The sequence below is a fragment of the Gardnerella vaginalis genome (assembly GCF_001563665.1).
In the GTDB taxonomy this organism is placed as follows: domain Bacteria; phylum Actinomycetota; class Actinomycetes; order Actinomycetales; family Bifidobacteriaceae; genus Bifidobacterium; species Bifidobacterium vaginale_A.
This window is the reverse complement of record NZ_KQ961857.1, coordinates 149,799-174,639: the sequence shown is the minus strand read 5'-3', so window position 1 is coordinate 174,639 and position 24,841 is coordinate 149,799. Positions and strand designations below refer to the sequence as shown.

General features: G+C 38.2%; 11 protein-coding genes and 1 tRNA gene. 7 read left to right on the top strand and 5 right to left on the bottom strand.

The features are described 5' to 3' along the window. From HMPREF3230_RS02665 to dnaG, 4 genes are all read left to right on the top strand, one after another. Window positions 1-7,641 (top strand): cell wall-binding protein (locus tag HMPREF3230_RS02665; RefSeq protein WP_419471019.1); only part of this gene is annotated, 7,641 nt, incomplete at its 5' end. A 382-nt stretch (window positions 7,642-8,023) separates the two neighbouring features. Next, entirely contained in the window at window positions 8,024-9,379 is a 1,356-nt protein-coding gene (gene alr / locus HMPREF3230_RS02660; protein ID WP_075523421.1) for an alanine racemase, read from the top strand. A 212-nt stretch (window positions 9,380-9,591) separates the two neighbouring features. After that, a complete protein-coding gene (locus tag HMPREF3230_RS02655; protein ID WP_075523420.1) occupies window positions 9,592-10,875 on the top strand; it encodes a deoxyguanosinetriphosphate triphosphohydrolase in 1,284 nt (427 codons plus the stop codon). A gap of 43 nt (window positions 10,876-10,918) precedes the next feature. Next, entirely contained in the window at window positions 10,919-13,099 is a 2,181-nt protein-coding gene (dnaG, locus tag HMPREF3230_RS02650; RefSeq protein WP_075523419.1) for a DNA primase, read from the top strand. Window positions 13,100-13,223: 124 nt separating this feature from the next. On the opposite strand, the gene HMPREF3230_RS02645 is transcribed toward dnaG, so the two are convergent. The 4 genes from HMPREF3230_RS02645 to gnpA all read right to left on the bottom strand — a co-directional run bounded on the left by HMPREF3230_RS02645 (window position 13,224) and on the right by gnpA (window position 19,434). After that, entirely contained in the window at window positions 13,224-14,177 is a 954-nt protein-coding gene (locus HMPREF3230_RS02645) for an ROK family protein (protein WP_075523418.1), read from the bottom strand. Window positions 14,178-14,252: 75 nt separating this feature from the next. Further along, window positions 14,253-15,824 (bottom strand): galactose-1-phosphate uridylyltransferase, encoded by a 1,572-nt coding sequence (locus tag HMPREF3230_RS02640; RefSeq protein WP_075523417.1) that lies wholly within the window; start codon window positions 15,822-15,824, stop codon window positions 14,253-14,255. A gap of 174 nt (window positions 15,825-15,998) precedes the next feature. Then, on the bottom strand, window positions 15,999-17,087 hold the full coding sequence (locus tag HMPREF3230_RS02635; protein WP_196489637.1) for a phosphotransferase enzyme family protein: 1,089 nt from the start codon (window positions 17,085-17,087) through the stop codon (window positions 15,999-16,001). A gap of 97 nt (window positions 17,088-17,184) precedes the next feature. Further along, window positions 17,185-19,434 (bottom strand): 1,3-beta-galactosyl-N-acetylhexosamine phosphorylase, encoded by a 2,250-nt coding sequence (gene gnpA / locus HMPREF3230_RS02630; protein ID WP_075523415.1) that lies wholly within the window; start codon window positions 19,432-19,434, stop codon window positions 17,185-17,187. A gap of 468 nt (window positions 19,435-19,902) precedes the next feature. On the opposite strand from gnpA, the gene HMPREF3230_RS02625 reads away from it, so the two are divergent. Continuing rightward, window positions 19,903-21,030, top strand: a complete 1,128-nt coding sequence (locus HMPREF3230_RS02625; protein ID WP_075523414.1) for an ROK family protein — start codon at window positions 19,903-19,905, stop codon at window positions 21,028-21,030. Between the two features lie 203 nt (window positions 21,031-21,233). Here HMPREF3230_RS02625 and HMPREF3230_RS02620 read toward each other — a convergent pair whose 3' ends face one another. Next, complete coding sequence (locus HMPREF3230_RS02620; RefSeq protein WP_082266242.1) at window positions 21,234-23,021, bottom strand: acetolactate synthase large subunit; 1,788 nt, start codon at window positions 23,019-23,021, stop codon at window positions 21,234-21,236. 257 nt (window positions 23,022-23,278) lie between these two features. Between HMPREF3230_RS02620 and HMPREF3230_RS02615 the strand changes: the two genes are divergently transcribed. Both HMPREF3230_RS02615 and HMPREF3230_RS02610 read left to right on the top strand, forming a co-directional pair. Next, window positions 23,279-24,475: an SLC13 family permease gene (locus tag HMPREF3230_RS02615; RefSeq protein WP_075523413.1), complete on the top strand. Its 1,197-nt coding sequence runs from the start codon at window positions 23,279-23,281 to the stop codon at window positions 24,473-24,475. Between the two features lie 195 nt (window positions 24,476-24,670). Continuing rightward, a tRNA-Arg gene (locus tag HMPREF3230_RS02610) sits at window positions 24,671-24,743 on the top strand. Window positions 24,744-24,841: the final 98 nt, after the last annotated feature.

The window sequence follows — 24,841 nt, the reverse complement described above, 5'->3', positions numbered from 1 at the left end:
AACTTAAGCGCAAATTCAAATAATCCTTTTACAAGAGCAGCCCAAACGCAACCTGTAATCTCTCCGTTTGCCAATCCGGAGTTTGCCAAAACCAATAATGACACAGCAAGTCTTGTTAATAGTGCAATTATGAGCGCTGCTGAAGGTATGGCTTCGCAAAGCGGAGCGGACGGTGCTTTTGTCAATACTGATCGTGCAAGCAATAGTAATCGTGATAGTAATCGCAATAGCAAAATGGAGTTCCGCCCAGGTTGTTATAGACAATACTCACGTTCCGAATGCATTACTGATGACGGCGACCAAATGGGGCATCGCGCATCTAATGGTGCTGATATGGAACGCGGACAAAATCCTTGGAGTACTGTATATAGCAATTTTGCTAGTCCTCAAGGTATTTACACTGAAAATGATCCAAACTTTACTCCGTATCCACGCGGAACGTATTTACAAAAACGTCTTCGTAATTTGCCGTATGATGCAGGCAGAAACGGTGTTGATCCTTTGGCTTTTAATCAGCTTGATGATGTTCACGACTACATTTTTATGAAGCGTACTCCTAAACGCGATGGCAAAGGCTATATCTGGGATGTGCTCGTCAACATGGGTGCACGTATTCATGGTGCTGCTAATGCTTTAACATATTTCGTTGTTCCTAAAGATCAGAGACTCGATGAAAGTAACGGTCAGTATGACCAGTATGTAGAGCGCTTGCATTTTGATGCAACTAAGCGCACTTGCTCAAAAGATTGGGTTAATCCTAACGGTTTTTGCGTTGATAAAGGTGTTAAAAGAGAGCCACTTAGTAATGGTGAAACTCTTGATAAAGCTTGGTATCGCCTTAAAAATAATAATGTCATTAGTGATGATGCAGCTGTTTATAATGGCGGAACTCAAAGCAAGAATGAAAATAAAAATAGAGGCCTTGGCTTGTGCCATACTGGTTATGGCTTTGATTGCTATCACAGCACTAACTATGGTTTCCCAAGCGATGGGGAACATCTTACTGGTACTCGTCTTCCTCCGGATGGTAGACAGCGATTCAACCAAACGTATATTGATTTGATTGATCATTTGTATCTTGAAATGCGCGGACCAGATAGTCCAGAAAAATCAAAAATATTTACGTTGACTAATAACATTGAAAATAATCAAACATCACCTTATAGTTACCATATTCATTATACGACTTCAGATAATGGAAAATATGGAGCTTTGAGTACATCGTATTATGGTGCAGGAACTTATTATGGTGATAAGTGGGGTGGTCCAGCAACTAGATATGGTCGTTCTGATCCATATGGTCGTTCTAAACCATATTCACTCTGGCAATGGCGCGGTGGTAAAGGCCATACTGATTACGAGTACACGACTTTGTACCAACAGTGGTACGGTATACCAAATCTAGTTGATATGCGAGTGCCACATTTCCAGTTCCTTCGCGGTACTCATTTAGGACCTTTAACAAGCAATAATGGTCAATTATTAGCTCATACTAATAATATTGGCGTTACAAGCTTACTTTTCTACCCTTCGCAGCAAAGAGTGTGCGATAAAGCTGATGAATCTCAGTGCAAAGGTCAAGTGTGGGCAAAGGGTCAGATTTCACTTTCTCCAAAATACAATTCCGCAGATAATAAGTATGCGAGAGGAAACCGTTGGTGGAGAATCCCGTTAGATCCAAACACTAATATTAACACTCAAGATTCTTCTTTCGGCTCTCACCAGATGACAGTAAAGTATTGGAACGATAAACTTCAAATGGGCTCGAGTATGCCTTTTAAGTACGATATTATTGGTCAAGCGGACGTGTTTAGACCTTTGCAGACTGAAGAATGGCATGATAACGCTAAGTATCGTTCTCCTAAAACCAGTTTAGGTAAAGCAGAAGATTATGTGAAATACTTTGATAGTAAACTTAAAATCTATGATTTTGCTATTGCGTTAAATCCGCGCATATACATGCCTGATGCTCATACTCAGAAGAATATTGACAACTATGATAATTATTCAGATGCAGAGGACTCTGTTTATTACGGTTCTATTAAAGATGGCAAAACTCCAGGGGATACTCATGGCTTAGAATATCCGCTCAATGATAGTTATTCCGATGGCGGATCCGGAGCAAGCAAAGCTATTAAAGATCGCGCAATTTATAGCGTTGAGTGGACTGATAAAAAAGGTAATGATAAAAAGTCAGACACTTTGCAAGATGCAGAAACAAAGGTTGCTGTAAAAGTTCCTGTAGTAAACGTAGTAAATCCTTGTAATGGCGATGATGATAAAGCTGCAGATAACGCTGCTGCAAAAAATAAAGACGGTCAAGAGTGTCAATTTAGGCCATTGAACGATACGAAGCGTTATATTTGGAAACTTTATGATGCGCCTCAAGGTAAATCTGTTGACCAAGCTTTGACTGACTCTGAGAAAGCGTATTATGCGAACCTTGCGAAAGCAGACTTCTCAAAGCCAGTAAAAGAAGAATACGCAACTCCAACTAATACTAATAACGAAAATCGCATTATGCTTCAATCTGGCGCGAATCCAGAAGTAAAGCCAGTATACGTATTAGCTAAGTATGCGAAGATTACATACTGGGATGAGTCTAAGGATGTTTTGCCACTCGTGTTCACACATGTTGATGCTGAGAAGCCGACTATAGACGTGAAAGTGAGCGTTGATGGCGGTGAGCCTCAGTCAGTTCCTGAAGGTGGATTAAACGTCTCTGTTGGTAGCCGTGTTAGATTCTTGGTAACAGGTCATGACGATATGCATGTGCATATGGGTACGAAGGAAAATGTGCCTAATACTAGTAGCACAGATGTTTTGGAAGCTAGTAAAAAATGGTCCGGCAGTTTTAGTAAATATGATCAAAATTCAAAATGTGGTAGCACGGCGTGTGCTAATACTCTTAAAGATCAATCCGGTTATGTAACTACAAATGATCCTAATGGTTCTCCGGCTTCTGCTAGTGATGTTCCGTCCAAAGAGTTTACATTCCACGCTTGGGATGATGCTGGAAATAATGTTCAAAAAACTGTGAAGTTGAATATTATTGATGGCAATTTTATTGTTCCTAATGTGCGTTGGCAAAAGCAGAATGATGGTAAGTATGTTGGTAAAGTGACGCTTTCTAAAAACGCTACATCAGTGAAAATGCTAGTAGTGCGAATTTGGGGACGTGGAAAAACTAAGCCTTTTGAAGAAAAAAATGGAACTTCAACAGATATTTACAATACATGTAATGCTCGCGCTGATGGCTGCCAAGGAATAATCCTTAATCGCCAAGACGAACACCACGATTGGGCACAGATAAATTCTCCTAATGCGTTTTTCACAAAAATTATGCCATATGAAAAAGAGATTACTTTTAATCCAAAAACTGGTGAGATTACTATTCCAGAAAACTTAGCAGAAATCGGTTCGAGAATTTATGTTGGCATAGGAAGATCTGACGGTGGTATTAATACTAGTGACCACGCTGTTTCTCAGCCACTTCCACTTGAAATGAATTGGCCAGACGATGGCATGGTTCAAGTGAACCCGTATGAGCTGAATCCTTCTGAAAAACAGGGTTTGATAGATAGAATTAAGCAAAAGAATCCGCGTTTGTTCCAATACCGACAAGACGAAATTGGTTGGTCAAAAGATGAAACTAAAACTCTTGGCGGAGGAAACGATAAGTATTCTTGCACAAACGACACAAAGCAGTATAAAATCTGTCTTTCAGTAACTCCTGACACTAAAAATACAGCTCAAGGTAAGTCTGGTTCAGAAAAAACTTTTAAAGTAGTAAAAGCAACTGGAATAGGCAATGACACTAAAGATGATCAAAAGCAAGACACTGTGCTTGATCCAAAGCAGAAGAAAATCACGCGATTTGTTGATATTCGTAGAGATTATGATTGGTCATACAGTGGAAAAATAAAGGGTCGTGACAGTGATGATGGTTTCATGTGGTATGGTCGTGATGAAAATAGTACACAATTTTTAGTGTACAGATTCAACATCAACCAAGGTCGTGATTTCAATACAAATGATGCTTTAAGCTTATTTAAAGGCACAAAGAAAACTAGACGGCTTGGAAGCCAAATACAGCCATCACTTTACCCGTTGAACACTAATGCTGCTGATTCTACTAATAAAACAGCTATAGAAAATCTATGGGGTGGATACAACAGTATGCCTAAGCGTGGTGATGGAATTGGCTACGCTCGTAAATTGACGAATGGCTCGCGCGGAGAATGGGTAAACGTTGTTGACTTAGTAAGACAAGACAGTCTTGGCGGTGGACTCGGTATAAATACTAATGGTATTACTGATAAAAACAGTTTCTTGCAGCCGCAAGGTTACGTTATTCCTGGTGGAGAAGATTACAATCAGCAAGCTTCAGGCGCAAACTTAGGATCTGCAATTCTTAGGAATGGTCAAAAAACGCCAATGCGCACTCAGCTCTATATTTTCAACGGTAATCCGTGGAGAGAATTAGAAGCTAGAGGCGAAGGTGATAATAATAAAACGCCAAATGTAATTAACGTGTGGTTCGTGCCAGTAGACAAGAACAAGCCGTGGATTTCAGTAAAAGATGCTAGTAAGAAGCTTCTTGGCGAGTGCAATCCTACTAAAGAAAAGGCTGATTCTTGCAGAACTGCTACGACTATTGATATGAACACGACTGATTACACAAAGCAGTCGGGATTATTCAACGTAGTAGATTTGCTTGCAATGGATGATGATTTCAATGTTGCAAATCCTGATACGCATGTAAGCGAAGCTTTGAAGAATACTCTGAGTATAGACATTGAAGCAGAAGGAGTAACAGATCCGAAAACTAAGAAAGCTCCTCGCGTAAGGTTTGTGACAAACGGCAATATTAACAAGGAACTATTGCGTGCGTTCATAGAAAAATGGCGTGGGCAAGATGTTAAAAATTCACCAACTTTCAAGATGATTGCTCAAGTGACTGACGACTCTGGAAACAAGAGCAACGAAGCAGTAGTAGGCAAATTCAAGTTCAATTGGACTGTAGCTGACGCTCCAATTGTGCGCGCATACGATGGTCATCATTATGATAATTTATCTTCCTCTAAAGTGTGGCTTCATGATTGGGAAGGTGCTGTTGCGAAGGATTACTATAATGCTGTGTCAGTTGTTGCAGGTGGGAATGCGACTCGACTCGTAGTGTATTTCACTCGCGCACAAAAAGCAAAACTCGCTAGTTTACAATCTAGCAATAATCTAATGTCTAGCTTGCGTGCACAGGATAACTTGAGTAGTAATAATGCTAATTCTCAAAGCGATACTGACACGAGTGAAGCATTAGCATTATGTAGATCGAAGTCAACGGATAAGTGGCAAGTTTGCGAAGGTTATACGCTGCCTCAAGGCGTTACGTTGAATTCTAATGACTATGGGAAAAATAATTCTGCAATAATATTTAATCCTGAAGTCTTAGCTCCTGGAAGCGTAGTGCGTGCAAGGAATCGCGCAGGATCTTACGGACCTTGGTCTAATATGCCTGGCGTTAAATCTGAAAATTTGGATGAGTTATCGAATAACATCAACTCATCTCAATCAGACGGAAGTATAAATTCAGATCATGCAAGTAGTTCTGTAGATAGCACTCAAACAGGTGGTAATGAGTCAAATGCGCTAAAAGAAGAAGATATGCGCAACGTGCTATCTGCTGACTCAATGGTTGCGCAACGTAGTAGCGTGTGTAGGCCTGAAACAAAAGCACCAAAAGAGTGGAGTTCGCCTTCAGATTGCGTATTCTTCCCAGTCGTAGTCAATAAGAAAGTAGTACAAGTGCATCCATTGCTGCTGAATGACTCTGAAAAGCATGCTGTAAATTACGTGCTACGCAATGGCAATTCCGGCGGCAAATGGCTTGGTTTTGGAGATGCTGACAGTCTTATAAGCGTGGATGATGATGATACGCTTTCTGCAAACCAGTCAGAAGTTGCTTGGAAACGCGGGGAGTATGTTGCGCCTCAAGAGCAGGCGGATAAGCGCAACAATTACTCCCACGCAGGCAATGAGCAGGATTCGTTTATTCTTTTGCGCGGATGGCGTAGGCGAAATGTAACGCCAGAGCCAAGATATAATGTTGTAACAAGATTCGCTAGGTTGCGAAGTGTTGGTAAGGATGCTGCTGACTCTGCCGACTACACGATTACTTGGGATAAAGATAAGCCATATATTGATGGACGTTCTGACGACCCAGGATTTGAGTTGGTTGGCAATCATCCTGGTCATCAATCGCTTGTATACCGTTATAACGCGAGCACGAAGGGCAGTCAAATCAACTTAAGTCAATTACAGAATGCTCTCACTCTTAAGCCGAATATTCCAAATGGCATGAGTGAAGATGAGTTTAAGAAGATTCAACCATCTTTGCGTGTTGTAAGTGGTACAGATAAGGAAAATGGCGAGCATAGCAGTAAGGTTACAGTACAGCTTCCTGACAACAAAACTAGGGTAGATCAATTCGGTCATGATGATGGTTACTACTTCTTCACGTTTAACGGTGAGTATATCAATATACCTGATTTAGTATTAGGTAATGGAAACTATGGTGGTGGATTAGGTGTTCCTAACACTAATGGCATGAATTACAGTTCGTTGGGTACTACCAATTATTCGAATATGAGTCCTCAAGATATTACTGTGAACAAATGGTGTGAGGGTAGCGATACTGCAAATCCAAATTGCAATACTGTCAATTCTGATTCCTTTAAGCTTACGAAAGTTTTAGGTGGAAATAAGAATATAGAAACTGCAGATGATGTAGCTGGAACATCTAAGAAAGCTATTGCTCCAGTCTATGCTTTGTCGCTTTCTAATGGTTGGGCAATGAGAAGCTTAAAGAATACTTATGGCTATGATGCGCAAACTCATTTTAAGAATGTTGCTTCTGCGACTTCGCTCATTCCAGTGTACGTAGTGCCGGTTGATGTAGTAAAGCCTAAGGCTGAATCTATAGGTTCGCTTAAGACTTCGACTATGGATAATCCTTACGAGGTTATTGCTAATGACATTAACTTCACTTTCACGGGTAATCCAGATAGTCAAGGCAAAGTAAGTGGTAAAGAGCTGTTAGTAAACGCTAGCGATGATTTTGATTCTAAAGATGTAGTTGAGAAGAATCTTCAAGTATGCGTGCGAAAGTTAAACAATCGCAAGCCTGTTGATGATACTTGTACGCCTATTTTGAAGCGCGATGCCAAAGGCAACGCAAGCGTAGATGCTGACGAATTGCAGAATTTGCTTATATCTAATAAGAATACGGCTGTGTATGCAGTATACGCGCAAACAAAAGATCAGTCAGAAAATAAGAGCGATTACTATGATGCTGGCAAAGATGATAAGAAAGCAATCATCGGCTATATAAAGATTACTGGCATTAACGTATCTCCTATTGCGATGCCATTTACAGGCGGTCAAGCTGCTATTACGTATACGATTATTTTCGGCATACTTCTAGCGCTCTTCATCGCGTCTGGCGCATTCGGTAAGCGCGGATGGTTAAACTCAGTGCTTAAGAATAAGCGCAACTATCTTATTGCAAGTAAGCATTGCGATGAGTCTTCTGACGCGTTACGCTATGGAGGACTATTCGCTAGAATGCGTTACATGCATTAAGTGAGTTTCAAAACTTGAGCTGTTTTGAGCTATTTCAAGCTATTTCAATCGGTTCACTCTTTTTGATCAGTTTCACTAAGAGTGAGCCAGATTGAGATAGCTTATTCTGTTCGAGCCATCTTGAGCCAGTCATAGCCATTCCTATTCTGTTCGAGCTAGTCGAGCCATCTCGATACATCTTTAGTCATATCGATACATCTCAAGCCATCTAGATACATCTTTAGCTATCTCGAGCCAGTTAAAGCTATTCAAGCCATTTCGAGCATATTCGTATTGCAATGCAAACAACTCTCATATTTCTAATTACGTAAATAAGCAATATGAGTGTAAGATTTAAGTAAATAAATAATATGAGTTTATATTAAAAGTAAAGGCGCGATTTATGTGCACTAATCTTCCTTTAGAAGCAATGTTACGAGAAAACTATGTAAACGCATTAAGCACATATCCAGGTCAAGTAATAGTTGATTTGCGTGCTCTAAGAGATAATATGCGTACGCTTGTTTCTATAGTTTCGAAAAATTTACAACCTAATCAAAATCCGCCTGCTGTTATGGGAGTTGTTAAAGCCAACGGTTACGGTCATGGGCTTATCCCAAGTGCTTTAGCAGCTCTTTCTGGTGGAGCTACTTGGCTTGGCACTGCTCAACCTTTTGAAGCTTTGAAACTTCGTAAAGCTGGCATAAATTCTGATCGTTGCCACATATTAACTTGGCTTACAAGTGCTAAAACAACGCCTTTTGAAGATTTAATTAAATCCGATATTGATATTTCAGTTGGCTCTATTGATTCACTTGATGCTGTTGCGCTCGCTGCAAAAAACTTATGCAAGTGCGCTCGTGTGCATGTAAAAGTAGATACAGGTTTTGGCAGAAATGGTTTTACTCAAGAATCTTTTGATTCTGCATTATATAAGCTTAAAAATTACGCTAATAGCGGTTTTATAAACGTAGTAGGGCAGTGGAGTCATCTTGCAGTTGCAGATAGTCCAAATGTACAAGAATTTATTAAAGCAACAGATGAGCAAATAGAGCAATTCCACGAGTTTACGCATCGAATGGAAAATGCTGGATTGAAGCCTAAAATACGTCATTTAGCAAATACTGCTGCAACTCTTAGTCGTCCTGAAATAAGATTTGAATTAGTTCGCCCAGGCATAGGTTTATATGGTTATGAGCCTGATCCTTCTATGGGAGTGCCACAAGATTATAATTTGACTCCAGCAATGACTTTGCAAGCTCAACTTGGAACAGTTAAAAAAGTTAAAAAAGGTCATGCAATATCGTATGGACGCACGTATTTAGTTCCAGAAGATACAAGCACAGCTATAGTTCCTCTAGGATACGCTGACGGAATTTTAAGATCTTCTTCAGGATTTGATACTCAAGGCTCTAAGAAAGTTGATAAAAGTGGCGCGCCTGTACGTTTTGAAACGAATTCAGGACCTAAAATTCTTCGCGTTTCAGGTAGAGTTTGCATGGATCAATTTATTGTTGATTTGAAAGCATATTCTGAAGATATTGGAGTTAAAGAAGGCGATACTGTTAGACTTTTCGGACCTGGTCGCGGAATAAAATACGCAGAGCCAACTGCAGATGATTGGGCTGAATCTGCTGGAACTATTAGTTATGAAATTATGACTAGTATAGGCTGTAGAGTGCCAAGATTATATAGAAATGCTTACGAAGTTCTATCTCAAAACGATATTGAAAAACTAGACGAGCGCAGTCTTATATGAGCTAAGCCTTATATGAGCTAAGTCTTATATAAGAGCAACCTTATCTAGACTAAGCCTTATATAAGTACAGCCTAGTAAAACAACAATAGTCTTAGTTTTATGTAAGTTTAAATAGCGAAGATGTATTAAATCTGCAATAAAGCGTGTAGTGTGGATTAAATCTGCAGTGAACCGTGTAGTGTGGATTAGATTTGTAATGGAGTGTGAATTAAATGTGCAATGAAGTGATTGCTTCAGATAATGAAGTTGTTGGAGAATATGATTTGCATGATACTGAGCGATGGGCGAGTGAGCCTCATCATACGCGAGTTCGTACTCCATTTGAGCGCGATCGTGCTAGAATAATTCATTCCTCAGCTCTTAGACGTTTAGGTGCTAAAAGTCAAGTTCTTGTTGCAGGTTCAGATGATTTTGCGCGCACTCGTTTAACTCACACTCTAGAAGTCGCACAAATTGGTAGACAGATTGCTGCAATGCTTGGTTGTGATCCGGATGTAGTTGATTGCGCGTGCTTGTCGCATGATTTAGGGCATCCTCCTTTCGGGCATAACGGCGAGCGTGTTCTTGCTGGAATCGCAAAAAATATTGGTGGTTTTGAAGGCAACGCTCAAACTCTTCGTCTTCTGACGCGTTTAGAAACTAAAGTTTTTAATGAAGATGGTCGTAGTGCAGGAGTTAATCTTACGCGCGCAGCATTGGATGCTACTGTGAAGTACCCTTGGAGTCTTAAAGAAGCGAAAGCTCACGATAAAGGTGAGCGTGATGATAAATTCTGTGTTTATCCAGACGATACTGATGTGTTTGAATGGCTTAAAATTGGAGCACCTCTTGAGGCTCGTCCAATGGAATGTCAAATAATGGATCTTTCAGACGATATTGCTTACAGCGTGCATGATATTGAAGATGCAATTGTTGTAGGTGCTTTTAATCCTCGTAGTGTAGATGATCCTTCTTTAGCAGATAGTGTTATTGAAGAAACTCACGAGTGGTATGGAAAACAATGGGATTGCGATAAGCTTTTAGCCGCTTTTCAACGTTTGCGTAAGCTTAATGTATTCCCTGAAAATTTTGATGGTTCTCGAAGATCTTTAGCTAAGTTAAAGAATATAACAAGTATGCTTATAGGTCGTTTTGCAATTTCTGTTGAGCGAGCTACTCGTGAACAATATGGTAAAGGTGCGTTAATTAGATATCGTGCGAATGTTGTTGTTCCAGAAGATACAAGTTATGAAATGGTTATGCTAAAAAGTTTAGCAGTTCATTTTATAATTGCTCCGCGTGAGCGCGAGTTTTATAGGCGTGAGCAGAAAATTATTACTGATTTAGTAGAAGTTTTTATGAGTAAATCTCCTCGTCCGCACGATGCTATGGAACCAGTTTTTGTGGATGATTGGAACGAGTGCACTAACGATGATGAGCGTTTAAGAGTGGCAATAGATCAAGTTGCAAGTCTTACGGACGGATCTGCTACAACTCTTCATGCTGCATTATGTTAATTGACATGCGTCTAGTTATAAGCCTTAAGATAGAGTAAACATTATGGCAGGAATCATTTCACAAAAAGACGTTGAGCGCGTGCGTGGGGTAGCAGATTTATATGACATTATCTCTGCAACTGTTACATTAAAAACTGCTGGAATTGGTTCTTTTGTAGGTCTTTGCCCTTTTCATGACGAAAAAACTCCAAGTTTTAATGTTCGTCCTTCTTTAGGTGTTTGGCATTGTTTTGGTTGTGGTTTAGGCGGAGATGTATTCGATTATGTTGAGCAAAAAGAGAATATTGATTTTCGTGAAGCTGTTGAATTATTAGCAGATAAATATCACATAGAATTGCATTATGATAATTCTAAAGACGATAAAGATAAATCTCATGTTTCAACTAAGCGCGCGCGTTTGCTAGAAGCAAATGATGCTGCTCAAGAATTTTTCGTTAAAAATCTGCTTATTCCTGAAGCCTCTTTTGCGCGCAAACTATTAGCAGGTCGTAATTTTACTCAAGCTCAATGTGAAAGATTTGGTTGCGGATATGCTTTACAAGGTTGGGATAATCTTGTTCGATACTTATCTTCACGTGGTTTCACGCATCAAGAATTATTAGATGCAGGTTTAGCTAGATCATCTCAGCGCGGAATTTATGATTATTTTAGAGGTCGTCTTACATGGCCAATTCGAGATTCTACAGGCAGAACTCTTGGATTTGGTGCTAGAAAACTTTATGATGATGATTCTATTAGCGCGAAATATATAAATACTCCCGACACATCGCTTTATCGTAAAAATCAAGTTTTGTATGGCATTGATATAGCAAAACCAAATATTGTAGAAAAACGACAAGTTGTGATAGTTGAAGGATATACAGATGTTATGGCTTGCCATTTAGCTGGAATTGATACTGCTGTGGCAACTTGCGGTACTGCTTTTGGCGTTGAACATGCGAAAATGGTTAGGCGCTTAATAGCGGACGATTCTTTAGGTGGTATTCAGCTTGTTGGTCCTCTTAAAGTTAAAGGTCAAAATGTAAGTTCGCGAATTGTTTTTACTTTTGATGGGGATGCTGCAGGTCAGAAAGCTGCAATTCATGCTTTCGGCTTAGATTCAGCGTTTTTAACTCAAACTTTTGTTGCGGTTGCAGATAATAATTTAGATCCTTGTGATTTGCGTATTCAAAGAGGTGATGAAGCAGTTCGAGCGCTGATTTCTAGCGCTAGTCCGCTTTATGATTTCGTTATCAACACTGTTATACGTAAATTTGACACAACTTTTGCAACTGGTCAAATGGGAGCTGTAAAGGCTGTTTCGCCATTGGTCGCGCAAATTAGAGATAGATCCTTGCTAGATATGTATACGCGTAAAGCAGCGAGATTTATTGGAATTGATTTGACTATTATGCGCCGTGAAGTTGAATCCGCGAGAAGACGACTTCATATTAAAACAGAGGATGCTTACGCTCCAAGATTCGAGTCGCAATCTTCATATTCTTCAGCATCTGCGTCTGCATCTGCGTTTTCTGGAGGATCTGCTGTAAATTCTGTTTCTCAAAAATTTATGAATCCTGCAGAACGATTGAATATTATGCGAGAAGCATATCATTCACAAAGCTATTATCGAATTGACGACACAGTTTTCATGTGTGAGCAGCAATTTATGTCTGTGTTAGTTCAAATGCCTTTAGCTTTTCAAGAATCGCTACTTTCGCGTTTGACTTTAAATAATTTTATTACTCCAATTTTCAGAACGCTTTTTCAAGCTTTTATAGCTGCAGATGGGTTCCCTGATCCAAATATAACTCAAGGGCTTTGGTTACATAAGCTAATGAAAGCTGGTGGACCTGTTCTTGAACCTGTTATTACAGAGCTTGCTGTTACACCATTGCCGCTTGCGATTTCTAAAAGAGAAGATTACAACGCGTCTATTGGATTTAGCGCTTATGCTAATCAAGTACAAAGTCAGACCATCGCGAACAGTCAAAATGCTCAAAATGCTCAAAATGCTCAAAACATTGGTTCTCCTGCAGATACTCTGAGAAGACCAAGTGAAAGTGAGTCGCAATACGCTAACGAGTTGCTTATTAAACTTTTAGACATTGGATATATGCGTAGAATTGGTGCCGCTAAAATTCGAATGTCAAAATTACCTGATTGCAAGGAGAAACTAAATCTTCTTGGGGAAATTAGCTCTATGGAAGCTGAGCGCAAAAATCTTAGATCTCTGACTAACTAACTAACTAACTAACTAATATAAAATCAGTTGGTCTTAATTATTTGCGCCTGCAACCGCTTGCTTTAAGATTTTGAGTTAATCTGCGTTAAACAGGAAAATCTTATAAAATGTGCAAGTATTACAATTAAGCTAAATTGTTTATGCGAGCAGATATAGCAGCTCCTAGTGCTCCAACAGGCTGATTAGATGGCACAAGCACAAGTCTTTTAGTAACATTCAAGCTTTGTAAAAATGGGCAAGTACTAGCGCGATTGTTAAGCTCTTCGCAAATAATTTTAAGCAACTTCTCGCCAGTTCTTGCAACTCCACCGCCAATAGCAATAATTTGCGGATCGTAAGCGTGTACAACGATTTGTACAGCATCAACCATTGCGTGAACAACCATATCTAGCACTCGTTTTGCTTGAGGATTCCCATCTTCAGCTTTCGAGATCAAATCTGGCATAGCTGGATTCGCGTAAGGCCATAAGCGAGATATTGCACCTCCGGAAGCAACTGTTTCTAAGCATCCTTTTTGTCCGCAAGGGCAATCGAACATATTTGCGTCTACTGGTATATGTCCGATTTCTCCGTAAGCTCCACTAAAACCATGTAAAGCTCTTCCGGATTTCACAACACCAGCTGCTAATCCTGTGCCAAAATTAAGCATAACTACTGTTGAATCACAATTCTCAGTATTGATATTCTCGAAAGTATTGTTCTCGTAAACTAAACTAGCAGCTCCAAGTGCTGCTGCATTTACATCGTTTTCAACATGAACGCTAGCGCCATATTTAGCGCAAACTTCAGAGCCTAATTCTAAAGTAGTAATACCTAAATTGACAACGTTTTTTACGCATCCAGTATTCCAATTAACTTGCCCTGGAATACCGATTCCAACAGGTATAGGAGTTTCAGATAACTCTTTAGCTACACGCGTAATATCATCTACAACCTGTTTTTCGCCGATTCTAGAGGGTATTCTTAATTCTTTAAGCACGTTATTATTCTCATCAATAACAATGCCTTCAATTTTTGTACCGCCAATATCAATCCCTATCGTTAAATTATGATCTCTATTCGGCATTTGCATATTCATAACAGCTCTTTTCTATATTTTGCATAGTTTAAGCACGTCATTTTGTACCTAATTCATATGCATTTTTACATAATTTTATTTTTCGTTTTCTTGCATAAATCCTAAAGAATTAAGGAAAACAATAAGATCTTGCTTATTTTTGAACACAGCTGTATTTATTAGAATGCGTTCGCATATGCTTGCAAGTTCTTCTCGAATAGCATTTTTAATAACATTCTTATCTGTATTTCCTTGTAGAGTTTCACGCAATTCATCCCATACGAGTTTAAACTCAGACTCGTCTTCTGGAAGTTTCGCATCTTTGCCGTATTCTAAAGCTCTTTCAATTTCATCAAGTTGTTTCACTAATCTTCCCGGAAGTATAAATAATCCTTGAGCTTCGATTAGTCCAATAGGCTCTTGTTTTACAGCATAATATTCAGGATGAGCGTGGAAAATCCCATCAGGGTACTCATTGCTTACAGCGTTATTTCGGAATATGAGATTCATCTCGTATCCGCGCGCTGTTTTAATAACGCTTGGAGATAAAGCTGATTGAGGATTTTGATTCTCATCTTTTGAAGAAATGTTTAACTTAGGATTATCGTAATCTACCCATGCTTTACGTATATAATCACATACTTCAATAATGTTTTCTCTATTTTTAGACACGACTCGTATAGCAGTTCCAGGCCAATCTAAAACTTCAAGTATTGTATCTTTATAATTTTCAAGGTGGAGAGTTTTTAACGCCGGAGCATGATGCATAGGCATATGCTCTCCACCTCCTTGGTAATGATCATGAGCAAGAACTGATCCGCCAATTCTAGGAAGTGCTGCATTGCATCCTAAGAAGTAATGTGGAAATTCGTCTACAAAATCAAGCAAATTAACAAAAGTATTGCGATTGACAACCATAGGAGTATGTTGTGAATTTACGCATATTCCATGTTGATTGAAGTATCCGTAAGGGGAGAATTGCCAGAACCACTCTTTTCCGCCAAGATTTAGAGATAGCGTGCGCAGAGTGCGTTTATTTCTACCTGCGAATCCTTCATTTTCTCGGCAAATAGTGCATTTAGGATATCCTCCAGATACGCTATTTCCGCTTGCTGCTTTACTCATATTCTTAAATTCAGGCTTAGCTAAATTGATAGTAATTATGAGATTATGTGAGTTAAATCGAATATTTTTCTTTAAAGCAGCTTGTTTAACATAAGTATTATTTACGCAATAGTTGTAAAACCATTGTTGAGCGGCACTAGAGCCTTCTTTTTTCTTAGTTTGCTCAAAAAGTTGCTGTATTTTAGAAGGGTTCGCGCTTAATAATCCCATAATCGTATCGCTATACGTATCTTCTTCGCTTGGATCGAGAAGATTCGCATTATAAGCTGCTTGGAAGAAACGATTTAAAATATCATCAATTGAAGAATTACTTGCGCCTTCTGCACATTCTGAGTCTTCTTTTGATCTCGCTTTGTAATCTTCGTCTTCTTCAATGCTTTTTTGCTTATCTAAAGAAGATGATTTATAAGAATCTAAATTAAATAATGCAAAAATGCGATTCTTCGTAATATTTGCATCAAGTGGATCAAGATTCAATGATTTTTGTGCAAAGTCAATAAGCTCATCAATACTTTCATACACAGAATTCAATGCAACTGTCATAATACGCCTCTTTGTTTGTATCACTTTATGAACGACTTTGTTGGTTGCATGCGTTTTATAAAAGCTTATATACAACCAACAAAATCATTTGCACCAATTACTTTTAATCTTCTAAAACGCGCTTCTTTTTGTGATTTTGAATAAGTTTTATATTTATTATTGTTATTCAATAATTTATTCATTCATAATATCGTCTATTATTTCGCGTATTTCAGTTGATTTTTCTTCCATTTCTTGAACTAATTTAATTTGCGTACGAGTTCTTACTAAATTGTGATCCTCGTAGTGAGTTGCAAAATATGTATCTCCTTGCAAATAATCAGTTAAGAATCGCATTCCGCACTCTAAAGTGAGCATATTGCCTGCAATAGCTAATAATTGCGTTTCGTTTTGCGTAATATTGTTCTTCTGCTCGCTAATAAATCCTTGAGCATAAGCTTTGAAGAATTCAGTGCTAAAATGAACTTTCTCAATATCTTTTTCGTCTTCTAACGCTGTTGAAGCGCCAAAGCGAATAGAGTCTCCAAAATCATAAAGCATGCTACCAGGCATAATCGTATCTAAATCTATAATCGCACGTGGCTTATGAGTAGTTGCATCCATTAAAATATTATTCAATTTAGTATCGTTATGCGTAACTCTTAAAGGAATTTCTCCACTTGCTAAACCGCTTGTAATAGTAGAGTAGAAATCAGCGTGTGACATATAGAAGTCGATTTCTTTTTGGCAAGTTTTCGCTCTATCAAAACGATCTTCGCTCACAGCTTTTTTGAAGTCACAAAAGCGATGAGGAGTATCGTGGAAGTGAGCAATAGTTTCAACTAATTTCGAAGCGTCAAATTCAGCAAGATAATTTTGGAAACTACCAAAAGCTGCACCTGCATCTTTAAACACTTGCGCATTTGGAACTAAATCGTAAGAAATAGTATTTTCAATAAACGCATACATTCTATACATTTCAGGCTTATTATTTCCATCAACGTATTCGTAGTAGCTTTTCTTATTATGAGTAGGTATGATTTCCAAAGTTTCTTGATTTTTAGATCTCAAGAAATTGGTTACTAGCTCAATATTTCTCATTAGATTGACTGTATCTGGGAAGATATCAGTATTCATCTTTTGTAAAATATAGCGGCGATGCTTGTTGACTGCTAGATATGTTGTGTTAATGTGACCGCTACCATAAGGTGTGATTGTTGTAAAAGAATCTTCAACATTAAATTGTTGTGCGATTTCGTTAAGTGTTTCGTTATTCATAATAATAATTCCTTTTTAAATAACACATTGAGCTACAAGCTGCATTGCAAGCAGCTCAATGTGTAGTGACAAACCATTGTAGAGTGTGTTGCGTTGAGAAAATCTACAATGTTTGCCATTTAATGGCGCTTGAATCAAGATGGAATTGATCAAGAGTGCCATCAGCTCGTTGTACGGTAGTATCTTGCGGTTTATCTGTGTTGTTGATAACGCAATACATGTTATCTTCTGGGAAGTGAGCTACTTCGCACTCTGGATTAGTTGAACTCCATGCTGCGTAGCAATCTTCTTTATGGCATGCATAGAAGAGTATGCGTTCCAAAAGACGAGCATTTACAGCAGAATAAGGAAGCCCAGAAATATATACTCCTCTTCCTTTTCCATAGTTATTAGTTGCAAGCTGAACTTCTCCATTATCTGCTCGCAAAATTTCAACCTTTTCGTTAATAGGGTATGTGTTTAAAATCACTTCACCAAAATCAATATCATTTAACGAAGCAGGTTGTCCGCCACCGCAGCCACTCAAAGCAATAGCGCGTTTGCTATTGGCTTGTTCGATTTGGCTTTCACTTGTTGGTATATCTTGAGTTATGAAGTGTTTGCTAACTAAAGCAGGGAAGTACTTGTCAATTGAAAGAGTCTGGAATCTTTCTTCATCAACTCCGAAAACATCAGCTAGTTTGAAGAATCGAGTATCGTTTGGCTGATAATATGAGCTTGGTTCGCCAACGCCAATCAATCCTCCTCCATTTAGAACCCATTGACGCAAAGTTTCAACGAGTTGAGGATTCTTCCAAACTTCTCCGCCGCTGTATGAAGTATTTACAGGACCTCCTGTAACAACTACGTCAATATCGCTATCTATTCCGTGAGCTAATACATCTTCAAAACTAATGAATTTTACATTCACTCTCATTCCTGAAAGCGCTTCGAGAATTCCGTAGTATGAATATGTTTGCTTGTTTGGAAGTGCGTGTGCAACAGTGTACGCCATCCAAGAACGCATGCTTCCCCAAGCGTTTAGAATAGCAACATTTAATTCGCCTTCAGCTGCATGTCCGTGAGTTCTATCATGAATATCGCGGAATTCGTTTGCAATATTTGTAACAGTATCTACAAACTTAGGGAATTTTGCAGCTAAAGATAAGTATCCGCCGTATCCCATTCGAGAAATCGGGGAGCGAAGAATAGCTCTACGAGCTTTACGCCAATTGTCTAAACCTTCAATGCTAGGATCATTTCCTTCATAGAAAGTATCTGGGAAGAAGTAAGGAAGGAATCTGCCTTCAGTGTATTTGACGCCTGGAATGTCTGCAATCATGCGAGTTGTAGTTCCATCTCCAATTGATCCAACTACAGCGTCAAGTCCAAGTTCGTCAAATCCTTCTTTATATGGCTCTGTTCCAATCCACTGGTCGCCAAGGAACATCATTGCTTCTTTGCCATGAGCATGAGCCATGTCTACCATTGTTTTTACGTTTTTGCGCACGAATCGTGTTGTGAAGTCAATCCAATCACGTTGAGCTTTACGCGGGCAACGCCATGCGGAATTGTATGATCCTGCATCCACGAAATCTTCAGGTCTAAGTCTATACCCGTATTCTTTTTCAAAATCGTCAAGTGCTTCAGGTGAAACTGTGCAAGAGCATCCGAACCAATCAACTACTTTTTCTCTGTGTGATTCATCGAAAAGCAGAGTGAATTGATAGAAGAATGTAGTGAATCGCACAACATCTGTTTGAGGATTATCTTCTAGCCATTTCTCAAATGTTCGCATAACGAAATCGCGAGTTTTTTCATGATAAATATCAAATGGAATCTCGTGCTCTTTATCTCCCCAATTATTTGTGAGGTGATTATACATTTCAACAGGATCCCAAATAATATATGCAAGGAATGAAGCAGTGTATTCATGCATTGCAATAGTGTTATCTACTATTACGCTATGAGTTGATTTTTCTACTCTCCAAGATTCGCAAGGTACTATTTCTCCTGTAGTACGGTCGATTACTTCCCAATATTTATGAGGATTTGCATCATAATTTGGAGTTAGTTGCTCATTGAAGAAATGTTCCATAAGAGGGATGGTTGTGTTATTTGATTCCGCAAGTACCCTTTCACTTAATAAGTAGACTTGCGGAGTTTCATCCATGTGTAGAGTAATCCATTCGTTGTGTGCGCGAGTAGGGAAGTAAGCGCTGTAGATTTTTTTACCTAAGCTAAGAACTTCTTTATCTAATTGAGTTCCATCTGAATTGCGAATGGCATCTGCGCCCCATAATTCCGCGAGCTGCTTGGTTTTTTCTGCGAAGTTTGATTCGCTTGGCAACGTAAAACGTCCAGTCGAAGCCATAATAATCTATCCTTTCTCTCCCCATTGTGAGATTGAAATAAGTCCGCAACTACCTCGATTGCTAAAGTAAATGTTAGCATCCATAAAGTATTTTGTCAACGTTGCTGACATAAATATTTTATAATATTTTTATATAAAATTATTTGTGTTAAAGCCTTTATTGTTGTGCATGTAAATAAAATTTATCTTGTTATTTATTTTATATGTAATGGTAGTGTAATAGTTTTTATTGTATTGATGATATTCATAAAAATGAGTAATTCAAAATCGTAAAAAATAATCTTAATTTTATTTGTAAAATTAGTGTCATATTTAGTTTTGGCGAAAAATAGCTAGTTATAATAACAATAATAAAAGTAAAGAGCATTGACGAAATGATTGAAAAATGTATAATTATTTATAAGTATTTTTTGTTATATCACGTGTTGCTACAGTGTGGTAGTGTGATGCTCTTGAGTGGAGGATGAGATGAGTAATGAGATAATGAAGAAGTTACCTTCAGATATTAGGGTTAATAATATTTCAGCAATTTTTAGTTTGCTTTTCCCTACTAAACAAATGCCTAGAGTAGAGCTTGGTAATAAAATCGGTCTTTCACGCATGGCAACAAGTGAAGTTACAGGTGAAATGATACGAGATCATATTCTTCGCGAAGTCGGGGATGACGATCGTGAAGGACGCGGTAAACGTTCAAAAGTTTTGGCTATTGACACATCCTATTGGCGAGTTATAGCTCTAGATTTAACTGATTCATACGCATTTAAAGGTGCGATTATGGATTTGTGTGGAAGCATTATTAAGAGAATAGAAGTTTCTAGCACAAACAGCAGTGAAGAAAAAGTAGCTAAAATAATCGAATTATATAAAAGTTTGTCTTCTGCTACTGAAAGAAACATTTTAGGTATTGGCGTAGCTTTAGCTGGAATTGTAAATGAAGAAGGAACAGTCGTAAAATCTGTGCGTCTTGATTGGACTGATTTTCCAATTAAGAAGATTATTGAAGAAGCGACTGGTATTCCAACAATTGTCAGTCACGATACAAGTGTTTCGCTTGTTGCAGAAAGATTCTTTGGAAGAGCTACGCAAAATTCCATGCTCATAACTGTTGGCGGAGGTGTGGGCGCAAGCCTTTACATAAACGATAAGATTGTTACTGGTTCAACATTTTCTGCTGGTGAAATTGGACATATTATTGTTGATCCAGAAGGCGAAATGTGTGGTTGTGGACGCAAAGGGTGTGTAGAGTCCATGATTTCTGAGCCAATTTTGAGAAATCGTATTGCTAAAAATCCTTTAGACAGAGAAAATATACTCAGAGACGCTGGACGTACTCTTGGTCGAATAATGTCTGTACCTGTTGGATTACTTAACTTACATGATGTTGCTATTTATGGCGCATCAGATATAGTTTGCAATTGTTTCTTAGAAGGAATACGAGAAGAATTCCACAATAATATCTCGAATGGATATTGTGAGCCTCCAATTGTTTATCGTTGTTCTCAGGGAGAAGATTTGGTTTTGCGTGGACAAGGAGTGGAAGTAATTCGCAGAATGGTTCCTCTGATACATCGCGAAGGAATTGTTGCAAAAAAGTAGAAAATATAAATATTTTATTTTCATACGTTTGTTAAGCTTATCTCATATTGCTAAGTTTGTTCGTACGTGTTTAAAAACGCCGTCCTTTTATCAATTAAAGATATAAAGACGGCGTTTAGTTAATAGTCAATATGATATGAATTGCAATTTATTAGTTTTAAAAGCTTTATAAGTTTTATAAGCTTTATTAGCCTTATAAAGATTTATTCAATATCTCCTAATTTCTCAATCAACTTCATATTTTCGCGATAATCCACAGGGCATGCGATTACGTCAACTCCAGATTTTTGTGCTAAAGCTTCGCTTAGCATATTGTATAAATCGTCAGGGTTTTTAACTACAGATCCTCTAGCTGAAAAGCTTTGTGCAAGCTTTACTACATCAGGATTTTTAAAATCAACGTATTCGTGTTCGCCAGCATGCAAATCCATTTTCCATTTAATTAAGCCATAAGCGTTATCTTCCCAAACTAAAATCACCATGCGCGCTCCAACTCGCACAGCGGTTTCAATTTCTTGCACATTCATCATGAAACTTCCATCACCCATAACTGCTAGTACAGGCTTTGTGTTCATTTTTCCTTCGCTATTTCGTATGAACGATGCTCCTACAGCTCCAGGAAGAGTCCAAGCCATTGTAGAAAGACTGTTATCTATTATGCAAGTATTCGGATGCATAGTTGGATACAATCGTGCCATCCACATTTTTAAAGCACCAGTATCTACAAGAACTGTTGTGCCTTCTGGAACTGCTCTACGAGTATCGTAAACGATTCTTTGCGGTTTCATAGGCATGCTTTCATCATGCTCAAATGAATGAAGCTCATCGCTTAACATTTGACGAATGCGAGGGTGGCTGACGTCAAAACTAATATTTTGCTGTTTTAACGTATTTGTAAGTGCTAACAAAGTCTGACTTATATCTGCCATAATATTCAGTGCAGCTGGATAGTGAGCATCTGTATCTTCCACAAAAGTATTTATGTGAATAATAGTTTTATCGTTATGCGGATTGATTTTCTTCGGATCAAATTGCTGAATTGAGAATCCTACTGCAATAATTAAGTCAGCTGTATCAAATGCAAAATTCTCATAATCGCGGTGCATGAATCCAACTACACCCAAAGCATTAGGGTGATTGTCTGGAAACACGCCTTTGCCTTCAAATGTAGTTGCTACAGGTACGTTAAGTTGTTCTGCGAATTTACGTAATTCTTCTTGCGCGTGCGATCTTGCAACACCGTTTCCTGCAAGTATGATTGGACGTTTTGCTTGCTTTATAATCGAAGCAGCTTCGTTAATAGTGTCTTGAGCTGGAAGAATATGTAAAGGACGAGGTAGTGGAAGTGGCTTTGCATCTACTGGCGCATCCATTTCACTAATATCTTCAGGTATAACAAGGCAAGTAGCTCCCGGGCGTTTACGTTGTGCTATAGAAAATGCTTTTCTTACCATTTCAGGAGCGGAAGCAGGAGCTAGCATCATAGAAGACCATTGAGTTATAGGTTGGAATAATGAAACTAAGTCAATAATTTGATGTGATTCTTTATACAAGCGAGATACATTTCCTTGAGCGCATAATGCTACAAGCGGAGTAGTGCTTGCGTTTGCTTGTGCAACAGGAAGAGTTAGATTCAAAGCTCCAGGGCCTAGAGTTGCTAAACATACACCAGGTTTTCCAGTGATATGTGCGTATGTTGCTGCCATGAATCCAGCGCCTTGTTCGTGTCTAGTGACTATAAAACGAATATGCCCATTTCTTTCTATAGCTTCGAGAAGAGGAATATTTTCTTCTCCTGGAATTCCGAAAATAACTTCAACGCCTTCGTTTACTAAACATTCAACAATCAAATCAGCTGTATTCTTAGTATGCTCAAGATTTTGCTGCTGATTATTCTGCTGATTATTCTGCTGATTATTCTGCTGATTTTGCCACTTTGACGCTTCTTGATTTTTAAATTCAATAGCTTCTTGATTCAGATTATTTTCCATAACAGTTGCTCTCGCTTTTTATGGGCTACTTAATTCTACTTCATTATATTAGCTATATCAGTATTATCGAGCGATATTACTTTTGCGCGTGTCTTAGAAAAAGGTCGGATTTTACGTTGTCTTATTTTTACTATTAACGCTTGTGTTTAAGGCTATGATATGTTGCAATTTCAACGATTTGGTCGGAAATAAAAATAAGAAATATGTGTAGTTTACGATACAATTAGGAAAGTTGTGTAAATTGTCACGGAGGAATAATGCGACGCTGGTTGCTGAACCTAGTCAAGTGTGAGACTATCCTTATCGTGGCTGCTATTTTAGCTATAGTTTCTTGTTTTTTTGTACCTCCGGATTCGCATTATCTCAGCTATATTCATACGAATACAATAGCTCAACTTATTGGTTTAATGATGGTAGTATGCGGATTTCAGCGTATCGGCGTTTTTAGAAGTATAGGATCTCGCTTACTTAGACATGTGAAAACTGAGCGCGGATTAGTTATAGTGCTTATGTCGCTTACTTTCTTTTCATCTATGTTTATTACAAACGATGTTGCGTTAGTTACTTTCGTGCCTTTTGCTATTTCTGTACTAGTTATGGCTAATGCTGAAAAACATGCTATTTTAGTTATTACTCTTATGACTATTGGCGCAAATGTTGGAAGTATGTTTACGCCTATTGGAAACGCTCATAATTTGTATTTGACTGCTTTAACGAAGAAGTCTGCAGGAGAATTCATTAGCATTATGGCACCTTATACAATCACTTCAGCATTGTTGATGATTGTTTTTGCTTTTGTGTTTTTTAAGTCTACGAACGTAAAAGAATTTTCTGGATTGCATAGTGACGATATTGAACAAGGCGTTCTTGCTCCTTCTCAAGGTAAACCTAAACCAGATGAGATTCGTCTTATGGGTTATGGAGCAGGATTCAGTAAATGGCGTGTGTTAGTTTATTGTGCTTTATTTGCAATATGCTTGTGCGGTGTTGCTGGCTGGATTCCAGATTGGGCAATGATACTAATAATCGTGATTGCTTTTATTATTTTCGATAGACATGTATTCCGTTCGCTTGATTGGGCTCTTCCTCTTACATTTATTATGTTCTTTATTTTTATTGGTAATATGCGTAGAGTCCCAGGATTTACTGAGCTTGCTCAAATGTGGGTTGGAACGCATCCAATGGAAGTATCTATTGCATCAAGCCAATTTATAAGCAATGTTCCAACAACTATTTTGCTTTCTGGTTTCTGTGATAAGTGGAATCAACTTATTATTGGAACTAATTTAGGCGGAATGGGAACGCTTATTGCATCTATGGCTTCATTGATTTCATATAAAGGTATTACGCATAAGTATCCGCATAATAAGGGACGCTATTTGCTTATGTACACTTTAGTTAATCTGCTTTTCCTTGCTGTACTTGTTACGCTTGCGTGGATTATAGAAAAATAGTTTGTTTTGGTTTTGGTTTTGTTTTAACTTTGATTTTTGATTTTATTTTTGGTTTATTTTGAGTGTGTTTTTTGCGTGTTTTTGATTTGTTTTTAACTTGTTTTTGAGTGATTTTAAAATTTATTATAAAATTTGCAAAATTTATTTCAAAAAATGCGAGTGTTATATTGAGTATTTGCTATACTTTCTTTTTGCGCCTCTGTAGCTCAATGGATAGAGCAACGGCCTTCTAATCCGTTGGTTGCGCGTTCGAATCGCGTCGGGGGCACGAAATCTGCTTTTTGCCTGCTTTTTGCTTGCATTTTGCGTACTATTTTCTTGCTATACGCTTTTTATTTTATTTTTTATTTGAGTATTCGTTTTATA

Bases quoted from the DNA above. Each gene is read 5' to 3' on its own strand.
- alr (WP_075523421.1), top strand. From the start codon at position 8,024: ATGTGCACTAATCTTCCTTTAGAAGCAATGTTACGAGAAAACTATGTA.
- HMPREF3230_RS02655 (WP_075523420.1), top strand. From the start codon at position 9,592: ATGTGCAATGAAGTGATTGCTTCAGATAATGAAGTTGTTGGAGAATAT.
- dnaG (WP_075523419.1), top strand. From the start codon at position 10,919: ATGGCAGGAATCATTTCACAAAAAGACGTTGAGCGCGTGCGTGGGGTA.
- HMPREF3230_RS02645 (WP_075523418.1), bottom strand. From the start codon at position 14,177: ATGAATATGCAAATGCCGAATAGAGATCATAATTTAACGATAGGGATT.
- HMPREF3230_RS02640 (WP_075523417.1), bottom strand. From the start codon at position 15,824: ATGACAGTTGCATTGAATTCTGTGTATGAAAGTATTGATGAGCTTATT.
- gnpA (WP_075523415.1), bottom strand. From the start codon at position 19,434: ATGGCTTCGACTGGACGTTTTACGTTGCCAAGCGAATCAAACTTCGCA.
- HMPREF3230_RS02625 (WP_075523414.1), top strand. From the start codon at position 19,903: ATGAGTAATGAGATAATGAAGAAGTTACCTTCAGATATTAGGGTTAAT.
- HMPREF3230_RS02620 (WP_082266242.1), bottom strand. From the start codon at position 23,021: ATGGAAAATAATCTGAATCAAGAAGCTATTGAATTTAAAAATCAAGAA.
- HMPREF3230_RS02615 (WP_075523413.1), top strand. From the start codon at position 23,279: ATGCGACGCTGGTTGCTGAACCTAGTCAAGTGTGAGACTATCCTTATC.